Genomic DNA, 16,709 nt, shown 5'->3' with positions numbered 1-16,709 from the left:
CCACTTTCCTTGGGAAGTGAGTCATGATTCAACGTCGGGATGATACCCGACGCAAGAGAAGTCCACCTTTCGAGGAAAGATCGCAAGGTGCTTGAGGAACGTTGCCGCTCACCGGTGACGTTGCAGCGCGATTTGAAGCGGGCGCGGATCGTTCTTTTGGCTGCTGCCGGTCGCAGCACCCGATCGATTGCCAAGGAGGTTGGGTCCAGCCGCGGATTGTCAGCCTTTGGCGGCATCGCTATGCGAATCAAGGCCTTGAAGGTCTGCAAAGCAAGCCTCTCCCGGGCAAGCAGCCGATCTATACGAAGGCCACTGACAAACGGATTTTAAAGTTGCTCGATAAATCGCCTTCTGCCGGGTACGCGCGCTGGACTGGGCCTCTGCTGGCTGGGGAACTTGGCGATGTCGACGTGCAATATGTCTGGCGATTCTTGCGCAGCAACAAACTCGATCTCGCCGCTCGCAAGTCCTGGTGCGAGAGCAACGACCCGGAGTTTACGGCCAAAGCCGCCGACGTGGTTGGCCTGTATGTCGCCCCGCCAAAGAAGGCCATCGTGCTATGCGTGGACGAAAGCGCCCTCGATCCAGGCCTTGGAAAGAGCGCAGGGTTATCTGAAACTACCCAACGGCAGATCCTTGACCGGGCAAAGCCACGACTACAAACGGCACGGCACGACCACGCTGTTCGCAGCGCTGGAAGTCGCCACCGGGAAGATTCTTGCGACGCATTCGAAACGACGTCGCCGGGTCGAGTTTCTCGACTTCATGGATCGCGTGACCGCAGCATTTCCGAACCGACAGCTTCACGTCATTCTCGACAACCTCAGCACCCATACGAAGAACGAGGAATGGCTTGAGGCACATCCCAACGTGAACTTTCATTTCACGCCCACCAGCGCGTCCTGGCTCAATCAGGTCGAGGTGTGGTTTTCGATCTGACAGGGGCAGTCGTTGAGCGGCGCCTCGTTCACAAGCCTCAAACAGCTTGAGCAGCACATCGATGCCTATATCAAAGCACAGAGCTGAGCCATTCGTCTGGACCAAGAAAAAGGTCGGGCGACGCCGATTCAAAGGCCGACGTATCACTCAGCTATGATTCCGGGTACTAGCTAGTGTCCTGAACCAGAAGTTCGCAACATTGCTGCGTTTTGTGCCGGGGCATTGTATCGGCAGAAGCGCTCGATGGAAGCAAGGATGCCGTCAGCGGACTTGGTCCATCGGAATGGTTTCTTATCGGCATTGTGTCGTCAACGAACGAGGTGATGTCCGCCATAAGGGCAGCGAGACTGCGCGCCTGATCTTCTTATCGGTAAGGAGCGCGGAGAAGCGCTCGACCTGATTGAGCCATGACGAACTAGTCGGGGTCAGGTGCACATGCCAACGCGGTCTTTTGGCCAGCCATTTCCGGATCAGCGGCGTCTTGTGCGTTGCATAGTTATCCATGACGAGATGGACGTCGAGTTGGCGCGGCACAGCGGCTTCGATCTCGTCCAAGAACTTGCGGAACTCTGCGGCACGGTGCCGTCCGTAGCACTTGCCAATAACCCGTCCGGTCGCAATGTCGAAGGCGGCGAACAGCGATGTGGTGCCGTACCTTTTGCAGTCATGGCTTCTTCGAGCCGGCTGACCGGGACGCATCGGCAGCATCGGCTGACTGCGGTCCAGCGCCTAGATTTGGGACTTTTAGTCTACACACAGAACGATGGCGTGTGCCGGCGGCGAGACGTAAAGGCCGACGACGTCGCGCACCTTGGCGACGAAGTTCGGATCGGTGGAGATCTTGAATGTCTCCAGCCGGTGCGGCTGGAGCCCGAAGGCCCGCCGGATGCGTTGCACCGTTGACACCGACAGGCCGCTGGCCTTGGCCATGCCCCGATAACTCCAATGAGTGGCGTTCTCGGGGCAGCTTTCCAGCGTCCGCACGATCACGGCTTCGATGCGGGCATCGTCAATGGTGCGCGGCGCCCCGGAACGCGGCTCGTCGTGCAGCCCGGCCACGCGCTGCTCTACAAAACGCGCCACTTGCCTACCGTTCCCCGCTCCAGGCCTAGCTTGGCCGCCACCTCCTTGTTCTGACCGCCTTCCGCGCAGGTCAGCACGATCCGGGCTCTCAGAGCCAGCGCCTGCGGTCTTCCGCCGCATCGTCAGCGACTGATGTTCGGCGAACTCATCATCGCTCAATATCAGTGGCGCAAGTCGCTGGGCCGGCAGCCGCCAAATCTGGCACAGCGACGCGACTCTACTGCGAATCTACGATTGCGAAATTGTGACTCAGGACACTAGAGGTTCATCTGCCCCCAGATTGGGAGAATCAGCAAGACGTCGGCCATCGAGAGATAATCAGCCTTAACACGATTGCTCTACCTCCTCGTAAAGAAACCCGCCCCGTCATTTGTGACACTTTCGGTTCGATCCCACGTAGAACAGGGTCCCCGCAGCTGGAATATTCTTATCAGCGACGCGGCCGTTCCAAATGGTGATCGTTTTGCAGTTTGGAGCTGCGGGTGCCGTCCAATTGACGTAAAAAGCGATCCTATTTGCGGTAACGACGCCTGCGACAGGGTAGGGCTGTCCCTGGTAGGAAACTCCAGTCGCATTGTTAACATACGTTCCGGCGAAAATCCCCGTCGATGCATCGAGCGTTTGGATCGACAGAAGAGAGCCTCGCTGATTTACCCATTTAGAGGGACTGGCAACCGCGCGTGAGCAGGCATCGAGGTAACGGCAAAGAGCAGGAGCACAATCAAGCGCGTCATGGAATTCCCCTAGGCAACAGGCAACTGCGCAGACGCTGCCGGAGATGCGCTCTCATACCGACGCCTATTTCGCTCCCGCAGCATCCACTAAGAGTTCTCGCGTTGTCGTATCGCCGGATTGTTCAGAGGCCGACTTGCCGACGGCCTCATCATTGTCGAGCGACATTGTTTACCGCCTCTTGAACATGCTCAAGGAGCAAATGACGCAACGGGTCATCTTGAGGTATTCGAGCAATGCCTTTTTTGTCTAGTTTCGTTCCGAGGCGATACTCTTTTCCTTCAGCTTCGATCTATGGCGAAGCGTGTGCCAGCCGATGGTTCTACACTTCGCCTTCCTACAGAGTTTGCGGATCGCATAGTGCATTCCGTAGTGGTAGTTCCAGTGAACGGGCGACCCTCCGAGCCTCGGAACACGTACCCAGTGTCCTTCTTACGCCGGTACAGCATCGTGTACACATCAATGTCGAGCGGTATATGCCGCGTGCGGTTACTCTTCGGCGCGACTAGCGTCTTCCCACGATCATCGTATGAATGTCTCACCGCAACGTTGGGCGTGAGCCAATCGAGAGACGACCACTGAAAGGCCGCTGAGCTCTCCTTGCCGCATACCCGTCCGCAGCGCCGTCAGAACTAGTTCGTGCACTAGGCCATTTGCCTGGGAAAGGAGCAACTCACACTCTTCTGGCGAACGATAATCAGTTTCGGGCAACGCCCTTTTTGGCCAATTGATCTTCGGTGGTGACCTTGCCCCTCAGGCTTAATACAGGTTGAAGTTCGCTCTGGCCCACGACAAGGACCAGAGCATGAAGCGCAGCCGGTTTTCGGAAGAGCAGATCATCGAGATTTTGAACACCCGGCTGAAGCGGTTGCTGGCCGACGCCATGCTGGACAACGCGGCCTTGAAGGACCTCGTGGGAAAGGAATGGTGACGTCCGCGGCCACGGCTGGCATCTCGACTCTACCATTGTTAGGAGGTTGAGCATGTGTACATGTTGCGCGCCGGCTGGAACGATCGCCAGGCGGCGGAGCCGTGACCACAGGAGACGCCCCTGAAGTCTTGGACGGAACTTGCGACCGCTCTATCAGCCAAAAACTGCCTAAAACCGGAGCCGTCGCTTGGCCATCGTCAGATAATTTGCGACTGGTCAGGCTCTTCGACAAGGGAGGCTCTGGCTCATCAGCGTTAGAGTTAAGCGGCCTGCAGTTGATGCTGCATGCGGCGGTTTGCGATGTGTCGCGCTTGATGCGGTTTCGTTCGGGGAGGATCGCCTCAGCCCTGCCGCAGTAGACATCGGCTGGCGTGAGGTTGTCGATGCTCTCATGATAGCGGACGTGATCATAGGGTTCGACGAAGGCCCCTACTTGATCTTCGAGATCATCGGGTCGGTCGCAGTTGTCGAGCAGAATGCGGTTCTTCAGCGTCTGATGCCAGCGCTCGATTTTTCGCTGGGTCTGAGGGGCGTTCGGACCGCCCGCGCCCAACCGACAACTGCTCCGAGCAGAATCGTCTCTCGTGCGATCACTAGGTCACCGCTGCTCGGCGGCTATGATTTCCGCCTTTATTTTTTCGCGCTCGGCTTCACTCTCACGAACAAGCTCATTGGAAGCTGAATATTCTACCTCACCCACGACCCAAGCCTATCACCTTCTCCAAAGTGCTCTCGGCCGGAGCGAAGGGCTCGTAGAGCCTCGCAACAAGGATTGCGATTCTGAAACGCGTGCGTGAAGGTCGCTTGCAAATCCCGCAATCAAACGACGGTCTTATGAATAACTGTGCAGTTGACCAACATACCAATGTCGACTTTTGACGGCATTTCGTCCAACGACTTGAATTGACACACGCAGGCGCGCTGAACTCAACAGGGTAGGTTGAACCTACAAGTTTTGGCGGGTGGAACGTTCAACGAATCAACACTAGGGTTGGTTGGAAGGTTCGAACATCTTGCATTAGGGAACTGTTGATAAGGAGTGCCAAGCGAAGCGACCGCTGACGTCGGCATCGGTTCGGCTGCGTAGAATGCCACCATGTCCAAACGCCTAGCAGTTCATTGGGGCAGAGGCCGGCCATCAGCTGGGATTCTACTCGTATCATAATCGAGCTAGTGGTTTTCGGCTGGCGAAACCCTGGAAACCAGCTTCGGTATCCTTGCTTCAACACGCGAATTCCACGTGCGCATTGATCGCCTGTCATGAATTGTCTTCACCAGCACCTATCCCCCGCTTTCCCGGCGGCGTCCGGGAACGTCTGACCAGATGAAGGAGATCAGACATGGCCTACCAGAAACTGATCAATCAAAGCGGACGGATGCTCAAGGGGTCGCTCATCACGCCTGTTGCCTCGGAGCCGAACCAGCCCGACACGGTCATCACGTCGGCGCTGCCGCGGGACGGCAGGCAGACGGTCGACTATGGTAATCCGCAGAATCCTTTTCCGAACTGGCGAGTGATTTCTTGTTCCGATGGCGCGTTTTCACATGAACACCGGAGACCGCCCGTCGGTTCGATTAGCACGTTTTTCAAGGACTTGGCCATCTTGCGGCAACACGCTATCGGCGGCATTTGTGCCACGGTCGTTGGAATGTCGCCGCTCTCTGCCGAGCCTTTGGCATTGCGCAGCTATCACGCGCCGATCGGCGAGAGCTCGATCTCCGGCATTTCATCAGGCGCCTTCATGGCAGTCCAGTTCGGCGCAGCCTGGTCCTCGATTGTCAAGGGAGTGGGGGTGGTCGCTGGCGGTCCCTATTGGTGCGCTGAGGCCAAGATGTGGCGTGCGACGGGTCCGTGCATGAAAGGGCCTGCATCGGGCCTGAACATCGCGGCGTTCACGACGAAGGCTGATGCGAACGCGTCAGCAGGCAAGATCGATCCGGATAGTAATCTTGCCGGGCAGAAGATCTATCTCTTTCACGGCTACAACGACGCGGTCGTCGATAGGGCCGTGACCGATGCGGCTGCCGACTTCTACCGTCGCTATCTAGGTGACGCCAATCGAGGCAATCTCTTCTATCAGACCGCCCTCGGCGCCGGGCACTCCTTCGTGGTGGCCAAGCAGGGCGACACCGGACTGAATAGCTGCAGTGCTAACAAGGAACCATATATTGACCAATGCGGCTACGATCAGGCCGGAATCATCCTGCAGCATATTTATGGCCGCCTCAATCCACCTAATCGCGGGCAGCTCGCGGGCGTCGTGAAGAGCTTCGATCAGTCACTCTATACCAGGCCGCAGGCGCCCGCCGCGTTGAGCCTGAGCGATACCGGCTATCTCTTCGTGCCTCAGGACTGCGAGCAAGGTGCTCTCTGCCGTGTCCACGTGGCGCTGCACGGATGCCGCCAGAATGCCCGCGAGATCGGGCTCAAGTTCGTCAATGATACCGGCTATAATGCCTGGGCGGATACGAACCGTTTGATCATTCTCTATCCACAGACCAGGACCAGCTTATATCGGCCCACCAATCCGCAGGCCTGCTGGGACTGGTGGGGCTACGTCAATCACACGAGCAGCTACGTGACGAAGTCTGGGGCGCAGATCCAAGCGGTTAAGGCTATGCTCGACGCGCTCGCGGCCGATGGCGCGACGCCCGTCAGCGCGACGCGGCAATTGACATCAGCACCTCAGGGGCTCACGGTGATCGATGCTTCGGATACTAGCGTTGATCTGGTCTGGTCGCCGCTGCCAGGAGCAACGACATACCGCGTGCTGCGTGCAGGCCCTGATGACACATTTCAGAGGATCGGCAAGGTTGCAGGAGCCAGCTTCGGCGATTCCGATCTTAGGCCGCAAACAACATATCGCTGGCGCGTCTCGGCCGTTCTCAATGGAGCAGAAGGACTTGCGTCCGAGGAGGTTAGCGCGACCACGCGATCGACGCCTCCACGCTGCAACCATCCGGGGTCTTGTCCGGTGACCAAATAGAAGACTCTTGGCCTCTAACGTCTGCGACGAGAGGCCGGTTCGCATCGGCGCCTTGCTAATCCGGCAATCTCATCTTCCAGACGTGGAGACGCTGCACGGGACGTTTACCCATGTCCGATATTGCCCAGGTGTCTGCTTGTTCGCGGGATAATCGAAGCTGGCGGTACAGCGAAGAAACCGACCGGAGGCTGTTGAGCGACCGCGCCAATGAGCCGCATAAAAACGAACAGGTGACTCTCGATCGACCTCGCTTCGGCATGAAAGCTCCTCGGAAAAATCGCCGGACCGGAGGCTATCTCGATGGCAAGCATGGCTCCGCGTTTGTGTTCGGGGATACGCCATCGAGGATCCTAGTGACGGCCCTGTCGTTAGCGCGGCAATGTCGTGCGCATCAACCGCTAGCGCGCTGTGAGTGATCTGAAGCCCCTGGGCAAGGTTGTCTCCTCCTAGCGAGGCTCGGCAGCTTGCATTAGGAATTCAATTGTCGCGAAGACCTGCTTGATACATTCGAAGTCCGCTGTACGACAGCCATCTTCCAGGAGCGAATGGATGCCACCAGTTTTCGTAGTTGCCGCGAAGGTCTTTCTAAGCGCTACTATCCAACGCAAGCGTAGGGCTACGCAATCAGTGTTTGCCCAAAGCTGTCCCGGGCTCCTCCGCGCCGCCCAACTGTGCGCCAGCGCAGGTCGCGAAGCGGACCGCGGCACTGCCGCAGCAGCCGGCGGTGACGCCGGTCGCAAGTCCGAAAGTTCTGAACGTGCCGGCGCTGGTCGCGCTGGCTTCGCGACAGCCGGGACTGCAGCCGCACGTCGTCCCCGGCGCTACGGATGACGAGCCAAGCGAGGAAACCCGTCACAACCGGGCAACTTTTGATTTTATCCCTTGTAACAAACTGCAAACGAAAGCTGGATTGCGAGCGGCCTTCGCCAGCGTGGCAGCCGATCTCGTTTCCAGTCGAATCGATGGAGGTGAAGGCCACTGGGTTCCCGTTGGCAAATCGAAATCCGGCAAGTATCACATAAAGACGGCCTCAGATAGCAAGCGTTACGCGCTCGTCTCGTCCAAGCAGATCTTTGTGCCGGTCTTCTACGTCGTAGTCATGAGATATTTCGGGCGTGGCAAAGAACGCGCATCCGTGCGAGCGCACTAGCTACGCCTTCCAGCAGACCCCGACACCGCTTTCCAGATTGAGACACCCGTCCTAAATAGCACTTTCGAGCAGTGCTATGCAGTAACGTAGGGGGTGACTGCTTGAGATGGGCAGCGTAGGAGGCGGATGCCGAATACCACAGAACTTCTCAAAGAGAGCGATACGCCATGACCGAGCGTCGCGAAGAGATGTGCGTTTGCAGGCACGTCGGGCGCACGCGCCCGGATAGCCTCTTCTACAGGCCCGCAGGGAAGAGCACGGCTAGTGCAAGCTGGTGCTGATTGGCGCGACGCGGGAGGGCAAGAAGGAACTGACCGGCTTCAGATCGGCGTGCGGAAAGGCGCAGAGCTGGGCAGAATTCCCGATCCTTCGAGGAAGCCCCGGCAGGCGCTCTCCATCAAATGCCAGCGATCTGCGACCTGAACCGTGTGCGGCGGGGCCTTTTGCCTCGGCGTCGCCCTAAGCCTCCGCGCCGGTCGCTGGCGAGGGTCGCGATTGAGTGATGCGCAGCGAGCCGTCCCCGGGCGACTGCGGGGCTCCTCGTCCAGCAACAGGATCACGGTCCGAGGTGTTACATTACAGACGATGCTGGCGTATCGCAGACCGCGTGACGTCTGCGAGAGGGCGGATCATCGCTCGATGACATTGCGCCCTCTGTAGGCCCTATCGCAGCGATGCGGATGCTTGCGGCGCGGATTCGGCCGGATGACAGCCTTGATGCGGCGTGCGGCCAACTCGTCGCGCAAGCTTCTGACGGCGTAGGCTCGATCAGCCGACGACGCGGGCTGCGTGAGTGTTGCCAGGAGTAATCAGGAAAGAAGCGGGCGGCCAATATTGTCGATCAACACTTGGATTTTGGTGGTCGTTCGCCGCGCGAGCAGCCGATCACCTTGTTGAAGGTCCCTCTTTTTTGGGCCGGCCGCGGGGCCATGGCCTTTGATTTAGCTGGAATCCACCGAGATCGAGCCGGACACGCCGCTTGATTCAGTCAGAGCGTAAAAACGTTTGTCCAAATCCCTCTCGGCTCCAGCGACTGACGCGGTTGTACACCGTTGTGTACGGACCGTAGACTTCCGGGCAATCATGCCAGCGCGAACCTGCTTTTGGCAATTGGACAATGCCGTTGATCACGCATCGATCATCGACCCGATGCGCTCCCTTGCGCCCTCGCGGCAACAACGGCTCAATCGGCCGCCTTTCCGCGTAGCTGAGCCAGTCCTCACCCCGCTTGATCCAGCGCAACCTTGGATGCGTCCGGCCATGCTATGTTGCTTCGAATTGTCGAATTGCAATCGAGGCAAGCCATGAAGGCGTATTTTATCGGCGGCGGCATTGGATCGCTCGCGGGCGCGGCGTTCCTCGTCCGCGATGCGCAGCTGCCGGGGCGCGACATCGTGATCTACGAGGCGCAGCCGCTGGTTGGTGGCAGCCTGGACGGCGCGCAGCTTCCGAACGGCGCCTATTCGCTTCGCGGCGGGCGCATGCTCACCACCGACCATTACGAATGCACCTGGGATCTGCTGTCGAGCATTCCCTCGCTCGAGCATCCCGGCCGCAGCGTGCGCGAGGAGACGGTCGCATTCAACGTGGAGACTCCGGCGCACTCCAGCGCGCGTCTGGTCGACCGTAACCGCTTCAAGGTCGATGTCTCGCATATGGGCTTCTCCGGACGCGACCGGCTCGAGCTGCTCCGGCTCACCGAGGCTTCGGAGGAGACGCTCGGCAACAGCCGCATCACCGACTGGCTGTCGCCCGGATTCTTCGAATCGAATTTCTGGTACATGTGGCAGACCACCTTCGCCTTCCAGCCCTGGCACAGCGCGGTCGAGCTGAAGCGCTATCTGCATCGCTTCATGAACGAGTTTCCGCGCATCGAGACGCTCGGCGGCGTCAAGCGCACCGTGTACAATCAGTATGACGCGATCGTGCGGCCGCTCGCGGACTGGCTCAAGCGCCAGGGCGTGCAGTTCGTGCGCGGCACGCGCGTCGTCGACATGGCGTTCGAGACCGACGGCGCGCGCTTGCGGGTGCGCCAGCTCACGCTCGACCGCGACAGCCGCACCGCCAACGTCCGGCTCGAAGACGACGACATCGTCTTCTTCCAGAACGGCTCGATGACGGATGCCTCGAGCCTAGGCTCGATGACCGAGCCGCCGCCGCGCCTGACCAAGGCCGACAGTCAGGGCTGGGCGCTATGGGAGACGATCGCGCAAGGACGTCCCGAATTCGGCAATCCGTCGGCGTTCAACAATTCGATCCCCGAATCCTATTGGCTGTCCTTCACCGTCACCTGCCGCGATCCACGCTTCTTCGACCAGATGGAAGCGTTCTCCGGCAATAGGGCCGGCACCGGCGGGCTTGTCACGTTCAAGGATTCCAACTGGCTGATGTCCGTCGTGCTCTATCATCAGCCACATTTCATGGGACAGCCGAAGAACGTGCAGGTGTTCTGGGGCTATGCGCTGCATCCCGACCGCATCGGCAATTTCGTGGCAAAGCCGATGTCCGATTGCGGCGGCGCCGAGATCTTGAAGGAGCTCTGCGGTCACCTGAACTTCGATCCCGTCGTTTTCGACGACGCGATCTGCATTCCCTGCCGCATGCCCTACATCACCAGCATGTTCATGCCGCGCAACCTGGCCGACCGGCCGCTGCCGGTGCCCAGGAATTCCGTCAACCTCGCCTTCGTCAGCCAGTTCGTCGAAGTTCCCGACGACGTCGTGTTCACAGTCGAATATTCGGTGCGTGCGGCGCAGATGGCGGTCTATCAGCTCATGAAGATCGATTGCCCGGTGCCGCCGGTGACGCGCCACGACAAGTCGTTCGCCGTGATCTTCGCGACGCTGGAGAAAGCGTTCGCGTGAGGCGTTCGCCGGGAAGGGCGTCGCCATCGCGCCACAGTAAGCGGCAGGCTGACGTGAAAGACGCGCCCCCTGACGGGTGGCCGCCATACGCTTCGACGATAGTATGCGCAATCGAGAGGCCTATGCCCATGCATTGCGCCTCACCATGAAAAACGGCTTGAAGATCCCGGCCACCTTCCCCGCAAGAATGCCGTGACCTGCGTTGGTACTAGAGACAAGGACGAGGTTGCCCTGAGCGAGACTGAGTCGCCGAGCTGGACCATGTCGCCACGCGAGTGTCTGCGGGCCGGCTCCGTAACCAGTTCGACATCGTTGAGCAGGGCCTGCACGGAAAGGAATCGAAACACCTCGCAGACCGTGGCATTGGGGTCGCGCTCGCGCCGTTAGGTCGTGTCTCGCTTCAGCAAAGACCGCAGCCGGCCGATGACTTCAGCGGTTCGCTGACCGTCACGGCGGATGTGATCGAGGGTGCCCCCGATTGCGCCGAGGTCGGGTGTCAGATTCTCTAATTTCTGCTGGGCCGGCTCGGCATTGATCAGAATGTCAGCGAGCGGCTGGTTCAGCTCGTGTGCGGGCGAAACGGACATCTCTCCCGCGGTCGCGCGACCGTTTGACCGTGTGAGCCTTGCCGCTATGCTGGAGCTACTTTAGGATTCAAGCGTTCCCCCGCTAAGAAGCTTCAATCACAGTCTAATTCCAGATGGAAGCCTTTATTGAGTACAGACCCTAAACGCCCGATTTGCTGCTTTCCGTGTCCCCACCGCGGACCGCCCTCCGCAGCGGATATGGGATAAAGGTCAGCAGCATCTCCCAGGCGACGAAGCCTAGCTCATTGGCGATCGACGCGCCTCGGGGGGAGAATCTCGCCGATCTTCCGGCGGCGACGGATCTGCGCACGCTGGCCGCAACTATCAAGGGCACGGTGGATTTGTGAGCAGGCGCATCAGCACAAGGAGGAGCTTGGACTTGATCACTTCGAAGGGCGATCATGGCAGGGGACTTCATCGCCACGCCCCTGATGACAATGATCGCCTACGCCTCCTGCAACTCGTCGCCTCGCACACGCGGGGCGGAAACAACAGAATCAACCGGCCTCCGCCTCAATCAACCATGCCCACCGCACGTCACGCCATCATCGATCTCTCCCTTTCGGCCACCCTCTTAGCAGTGTCCATATTGCCGAAAGTAAACCCTTGAAAAACAGTGGCGAAAACAGTTTCTGCCAACGTAGCGCTAGACCGAGTTGATGAACGACAGCATCTAGCTCGCCGCGCGCCGCGCAATGGTGCCCCTTCGGTGACGCGCTGACGCTTTGACGTTCGCAAAGAACAGGGTCGCAGCGGAACCGGCCCGCGACCCCCAGGATCTCTATCATCCGCCGGGCGTCTCGGATTCCCCGGCCAAGCGAGCTGCGCAGGGCGCACAGCTGTCGCTGATGCTTAGCTTCCTGGCTTTCCACTTCTGTAGTATCGCGACTCATACTCTCGTTTTGATGAGACGATCCCTCAGCTGATAGTCAGAAGATGTTTTCGGGGGCCTGACACGTGCGGGACGCCGATCGTCAGACCGCCATCGACAACGATTGTCTTAGCCGGCAAGGTAAGAGGGCTCGTGCGCTGACAGGACCAAGAAATGCTTGTGACACTTCCGGCGCGCTTCCTCGGTCACTGGCGGGGCAAGGTCTTCCTGCATCACGCATGAGACTCATGCTGATGATCCTGAGGTCGCGGACATGCGCTCGCCGCTCAGGCACGACTGATCTTCGGCTGGGTTGCCTCCAATAATGTCGTATCCCAATGGGCAGATGGTACCGAGCTCTTTGTGAGCGGGAGCGCGAGGAGCTGGAGTATAACGATGCATGTTCTCCGAATGTGCGAACTGAAGTATCCATTCTGTGCAAGCGCCGCGCCAGACACTGACAAGAACGCAAACTCACCAGAACTTACAGGGTTCTGGAGCTCTACCGACGTGCCTCGCAGGACGTCCGTATCCGCGAGCATGTATTTCGGCCATGCACCGAGATAGCTGTCGCGGCCGATCTAGTTTAGTCAAGCTAGCCCCGAATTCGATAGCTTTGCGAACCTCCTCATCGTTGCGTTCGCGTTTGGTCATGTGGGACTTTCAACATTCTGTGTCATCAAGCCAACAAGCGGAAGGCAAGAAGACAAGCGAAGTTGTCCGAGCTCTCGTACTCCAGTTCGACATCTGTAGCCGAGCAGTCCGTCTAGCACCCCATAAAGGGAAGATGGCATCGACTTTGCATAACCATAGCGAGTCGCATTCGACTCAACGTCACCTCAGTAGCACGCTTCTCCGGAGTGTATGCACAACGTCAGGCCCATTCAGCAGCACAAAACTGAGGTGCAAGGCGGCCTCCGACTTCACTATAACGCGTAAGCCGGATGCGAGGCCGCACATTGCACTCTCTTCATGATGCTTCCACAACCAGATGTCTTTGTGAGATGAGTCAGCTGCATCTCCGATTGTAAACTCTCAAGAGCGAGGAGGGATGCCATGCCCGACGTTAAAGGTATTCCGTTTGATGCGCCCCTCTACCATGGGAGCAAAGACCTTGGCAGCACGTTCCTCCGCTGCCGAGCCATAAACCATATATTCAGCGTGGGGAACGAGGTTGGCCATCTATTGCCGAAGGGGTTAGTACCGTCAGCAAACCCAGCAATCGCCATTGTTGGCGTCGCGAGCTATCCCTCAAGCATAGTGGGGTCATACTTGGAGTGCTATTCAGGAATTCAAGTTCGTGATTCTGGCGGTGAGATTGGCTTTTACATTCCTTACATGTACGTGACAACAAACGATGCCGCGCTCGCCTCGGGACGAGAGGTTCTTGGTGCTCCAAAAAAGCTGGCGCACATTACTCTGATTAGAGAAGGCGGTCTGTTTCAGGGAACGCTCGAGCGTCCGGCCGGCAAGCGCCTACTGACCCTCACCGCGCAACCAGACCAGCGCAAGAGTTCGGACTCCCAGCAGACGCACTCTGCGCGAACGTATTTCTATTCGGTTCGACATCTTCCGCCCATCAATGAGAGCGGAAAAGGAGCAGTAACGCAACTCATCAAGTGGTGCACCGCCAGAACGTTGCGACGCGACGAGTTTGGTGAGGAAGTTCACTTTACCGGACCCACCTCCCTAACCTACGACTCCCCCTCAATAGTGGACCCCGTGCACAATTTGTCAGTTGGCCAAGCCGTGCTCGGCTCATACGAGGAGTATGACGCCAGGCTCAAGGTGATTGACATCATATCGGAAGACACAAATCCAGGTAAACAGTGAGCGATGAGTTTGTGGCCTCGTTCAATTCTGAGTTATGCTCAGATAAGCTGCTACCAGCTTTGCTGGACACTGAGATTAGGTGTTCAAGAGGACGGAATTGAGCGACCAAGAGACGGAAGTTCAGTCAGGAGTTCGTTTAGGGCGCCCCTGAACCGACATATTGATCGTCTTGGCCGCTTCAAGGGGGTCGTCAGATCATGAGCCATACGCAAGAAACGAAAAAGCGGCGCGCTAGGCAGACGCGATGCGTGCGGCGCTCGCTGGTGGATCTTACCGCGGCGGCGAGCCGAGCCGTTGACGATGGCCTGTTTGTATTGTCCGGCGAGATTGCTGCTTCCAATCCGCGGTCGGAGCGCACAGGCGCGAATACGTCTGATCAAACGATCCTAGCAAAGCAAGCGACGGCTCCGAGCCCCTTTGAGGAGCTTGAATCTCGGAATGCGGCGGCGCCGCTTAAGGACGAACTCATAGATTCCGACAGTACCGCGGAGATGATGGTAAAGGTTGTCGAGGACTCTCAAGAAAGAGCTTCTGAAAACCTCAAAGCCAGCCTGAACGTTGCGTTGGACCACGCAAAGAATCTTGTGGAGACACGGGTGGGAGGCGACGCGGTGTCGAAAGACGTCGGCGATTCCTGCCTTGAAAGCGATTTTTTGCCCGTTCTCAAAGATGCCGCAACGGAGTTCCGCGCGGATGCGGTCGAATTGATTATACAAGAGGAACCAAACGACGACGCAAAGCAGCCCCAACCGCGATACATGCGGCGGCTCACTGACGAGGCGGTCAGATTACTGGACGATCTTCGGAGCGGAAAGCTGGAGAATGAGGCGAACTTCATCCTGAGCGAATGCTTCAGAGAAGCCGCCAGCGCGTTCTCTATCATCAATCAGCAGCTCAAGCGCGACGGCTATGCCGCGAGCATTGATCCATCAATTTTCATCTGGCTTGCCAATATCACCGAACCGCAGACGCGTGACGCTGGGACCATGCGACTTGAGATCGTACACAACCACCAAGGTCGTCCGAGCACATACGCACGCCAGGTCGCTCAATTCATCTGGCATCTTGTCGAGGGGCAGGGCTGCCGGCGACAGGCCGCATATCGGGGCGCGCTCACGAAGTTCACCGTAACCGAGAGTTTCGTCGAGGACGCCTACGCCTTTTGGGAGCCGATCTTCAAACGGGCGGGACCGCACGTGAGGATGCTGACCCGCATTTCAGATCCAGAAGTGTAAAGCTAAGCAGCGCGGGCATGCGTCCGATTTGACTGAGGCCGAGGCCCGCCCGGCAACTTCGTCCGCGTTTTGGAGGAAGAGGAGGCTGACGTCGGCGCCGCTCCTGCATGGCTTAAGATGGCGCTGCTAAGGGTGCCGGCGCGAAGCCAGCTGATCTGCCCGTGCAGACGCCGACCAAGTACGAGCTGAGGGCCAATTTTGAGTGGACGCGGGGGTCCGACGCCGATCGGCAGCCGAGGGAGACCAGCGCCTTGTGAGCGTAGACCCATGACACCGCGCCAGCTAAGTATTGCTGGGGGCAGTGGCTGCGCGACTGTCGGTATTGACACAATGTCAGCAACTTGACGCGCGTCGCCGCGACGAAGTGCCTGCAGAGCCCGCGAATTCCCTACGGCACGCGACTTGCTCTCTTTGCGGCATCATCACCAATCGCAGTGCGATGGTCTTCGGGACGGACTCGGCGCGCGTCGCTTTTAGCGTCTGATCCGCTCCGACGGTTTGCTGCGCGATAAGTTAAGGGCGCTCGGTTGTGGACCGGAGATAATGCGGGGACGTCTTGGATGCGATCTGGAGTTCTTCTTTTGGGAGCCACGACAATTGCGCTCGTCGCAACCGGTGCAGCGAATGCGGCAGACCTTGAGCCAGAAGTGAAACTGCCACCGGCGGTGTGGAACTGGTGCGGAGGCCTATATTGGCGGGCACGTCGGCGGCGGCTACGGCCGCACCTCCTTCAGCAATCCTACGGTCCGCCAATCTATGGCGATGTCGTCGATACCCCAGTGTTCCTCGCCGGCGGCCAGATCGGCTACAATTGGCAGAAGAACGGCTGAGTGGTGTGTCGAACTCGATGCCAGCAGGCCTCAACGTCTTTGCCACCAGGACCGGCCGCATCGGCTACGCGTTTGGCGCGCTGGGCCGCACGCCGGCCTATCTCGAGGGAGGTGCGTCGCTTGGCAAAACAATCGAGGGGACGTCTTCAATAACCACGAGTTTGATTGGCCACAGGAGAAAACCCATGTTGACTATGGTGGCTTCGGTGCCACCATGAGGCTGGGCGTCGAGCAAGCGCTTACGCCTGCATGGTCGGTGAAAGCTGAGCATAACTATCTGCATTTCGGGGGACCGAGCGTCGCAACGCCTCCCACGGTGCAGAAACCAGCCGTTCGCAGTTCTTCCGGCGAACACAACCAGCCTGTCCAGCAACTATCACATAGGAAAGATCGGGTTGAACTACCATTTTGGCGCCGACCCGCGGACGGCGCAATGGTCCGATGCGCCGCTGTACGCGAAAGCACCCGCCGGCGCACCGATTGCTTACACGGCTGGTTGGTCGTTCGAAGGCGGATCACGGCTCTGGCTCAGCGGGACGATTCCAATTGAACAATAGCGCAGTGCCGGATGGCAGCATCGCTCGCTGAGCGATGGCCTTCCACCGGTGCTGTGCATTGAGCCATGTGACGCCTCTGTGTTGAACCAAGAAATTGATCGTCGAGACGA

General features: G+C 58.7%; 10 protein-coding genes and 5 pseudogenes. 10 read left to right on the top strand and 5 right to left on the bottom strand.

Features of this window, described 5'->3' with window-relative positions:
- Positions 1 to 39 precede the first annotated feature (39 nt).
- Positions 40 to 1,096, top strand: a pseudogene (locus tag ACM43_RS12260) (IS630 family transposase).
- A gap of 13 nt (positions 1,097 to 1,109) precedes the next feature.
- On the opposite strand, the pseudogene ACM43_RS12255 reads toward ACM43_RS12260, so the two are convergent.
- Together ACM43_RS12255 and ACM43_RS38905 are read right to left on the bottom strand one after the other, a co-directional pair.
- Positions 1,110 to 2,211, bottom strand: a pseudogene (locus ACM43_RS12255) (IS630 family transposase).
- Between the two features lie 177 nt (positions 2,212 to 2,388).
- Positions 2,389 to 2,802, bottom strand: coding sequence for an avidin/streptavidin family protein (locus tag ACM43_RS38905; protein ID WP_081493087.1), 414 nt, complete (start codon positions 2,800 to 2,802; stop codon positions 2,389 to 2,391).
- A 757-nt stretch (positions 2,803 to 3,559) separates the two neighbouring features.
- On the opposite strand from ACM43_RS38905, the pseudogene ACM43_RS12250 reads away from it, so the two are divergent.
- A pseudogene (locus ACM43_RS12250) lies at positions 3,560 to 3,679 on the top strand (IS3 family transposase); the annotation flags it as partial.
- A gap of 266 nt (positions 3,680 to 3,945) precedes the next feature.
- Here ACM43_RS12250 and ACM43_RS12245 read toward each other — a convergent pair.
- Positions 3,946 to 4,229: pseudogene (locus ACM43_RS12245) on the bottom strand (integrase core domain-containing protein); the annotation flags it as partial.
- 796 nt (positions 4,230 to 5,025) lie between these two features.
- Here ACM43_RS12245 and ACM43_RS12240 point away from each other — a divergent pair.
- Positions 5,026 to 6,672 carry an extracellular catalytic domain type 2 short-chain-length polyhydroxyalkanoate depolymerase gene (locus ACM43_RS12240; protein ID WP_271540286.1) on the top strand — a complete coding sequence of 549 codons (1,647 nt, stop codon included), beginning with the start codon at positions 5,026 to 5,028 and terminating at the stop codon, positions 6,670 to 6,672.
- Between the two features lie 724 nt (positions 6,673 to 7,396).
- Positions 7,397 to 7,822 carry a hypothetical protein gene (locus tag ACM43_RS12235; protein ID WP_141697757.1) on the top strand — a complete coding sequence of 142 codons (426 nt, stop codon included), beginning with the start codon at positions 7,397 to 7,399 and terminating at the stop codon, positions 7,820 to 7,822.
- Between the two features lie 984 nt (positions 7,823 to 8,806).
- Here ACM43_RS12235 and ACM43_RS38900 read toward each other — a convergent pair.
- Entirely contained in the window at positions 8,807 to 9,064 is a 258-nt protein-coding gene (locus ACM43_RS38900; RefSeq protein ID WP_081493085.1) for a transposase, read from the bottom strand.
- Positions 9,065 to 9,087: 23 nt separating this feature from the next.
- Between ACM43_RS38900 and ACM43_RS12230 the strand changes: the two genes are divergently transcribed.
- A complete protein-coding gene (locus tag ACM43_RS12230; RefSeq protein WP_074448439.1) occupies positions 9,088 to 10,686 on the top strand; it encodes an oleate hydratase in 1,599 nt (532 codons plus the stop codon).
- Between the two features lie 383 nt (positions 10,687 to 11,069).
- Here ACM43_RS12230 and ACM43_RS12225 read toward each other — a convergent pair whose 3' ends face one another.
- Positions 11,070 to 11,273, bottom strand: coding sequence for a HAMP domain-containing histidine kinase (locus ACM43_RS12225; RefSeq protein WP_036031501.1), 204 nt, complete (start codon positions 11,271 to 11,273; stop codon positions 11,070 to 11,072).
- Between the two features lie 139 nt (positions 11,274 to 11,412).
- Between ACM43_RS12225 and ACM43_RS12220 the strand changes: the two are divergent.
- From ACM43_RS12220 to ACM43_RS12200, 5 genes and pseudogenes are all read left to right on the top strand, one after another.
- A pseudogene (locus tag ACM43_RS12220) lies at positions 11,413 to 11,883 on the top strand (IS701 family transposase); the annotation flags it as partial.
- Between the two features lie 1,317 nt (positions 11,884 to 13,200).
- Positions 13,201 to 13,977, top strand: coding sequence for an acetoacetate decarboxylase family protein (locus ACM43_RS12215; RefSeq protein WP_036031505.1), 777 nt, complete (start codon positions 13,201 to 13,203; stop codon positions 13,975 to 13,977).
- Positions 13,978 to 14,174: 197 nt separating this feature from the next.
- Positions 14,175 to 15,212 (top strand): hypothetical protein, encoded by a 1,038-nt coding sequence (locus ACM43_RS12210; protein WP_124163419.1) that lies wholly within the window; start codon positions 14,175 to 14,177, stop codon positions 15,210 to 15,212.
- Between the two features lie 647 nt (positions 15,213 to 15,859).
- Positions 15,860 to 16,042, top strand: coding sequence for a hypothetical protein (locus ACM43_RS12205; protein ID WP_225114960.1), 183 nt, complete (start codon positions 15,860 to 15,862; stop codon positions 16,040 to 16,042).
- A 395-nt stretch (positions 16,043 to 16,437) separates the two neighbouring features.
- Positions 16,438 to 16,599, top strand: a complete 162-nt coding sequence (locus ACM43_RS12200; protein ID WP_245333213.1) for a hypothetical protein — start codon at positions 16,438 to 16,440, stop codon at positions 16,597 to 16,599.
- Positions 16,600 to 16,709: the final 110 nt, after the last annotated feature.

The sequence above is a fragment of the Bradyrhizobium sp. CCBAU 45321 genome (assembly GCF_028128975.1).
In the GTDB taxonomy this organism is placed as follows: domain Bacteria; phylum Pseudomonadota; class Alphaproteobacteria; order Rhizobiales; family Xanthobacteraceae; genus Bradyrhizobium; species Bradyrhizobium yuanmingense.
This window is presented reverse-complemented; position numbering and strand designations above follow the sequence as displayed.

Coding starts and splice junctions, on each gene's coding strand:
- ACM43_RS12225 (WP_036031501.1), bottom strand. CDS start 11,273: ATGTCCGTTTCGCCCGCACACGAGCTGAACCAGCCGCTCGCTGACATT.
- ACM43_RS12240 (WP_271540286.1), top strand. CDS start 5,026: ATGGCCTACCAGAAACTGATCAATCAAAGCGGACGGATGCTCAAGGGG.
- ACM43_RS12230 (WP_074448439.1), top strand. CDS start 9,088: ATGTTGCTTCGAATTGTCGAATTGCAATCGAGGCAAGCCATGAAGGCG.
- ACM43_RS12215 (WP_036031505.1), top strand. CDS start 13,201: ATGCCCGACGTTAAAGGTATTCCGTTTGATGCGCCCCTCTACCATGGG.
- ACM43_RS12210 (WP_124163419.1), top strand. CDS start 14,175: ATGAGCCATACGCAAGAAACGAAAAAGCGGCGCGCTAGGCAGACGCGA.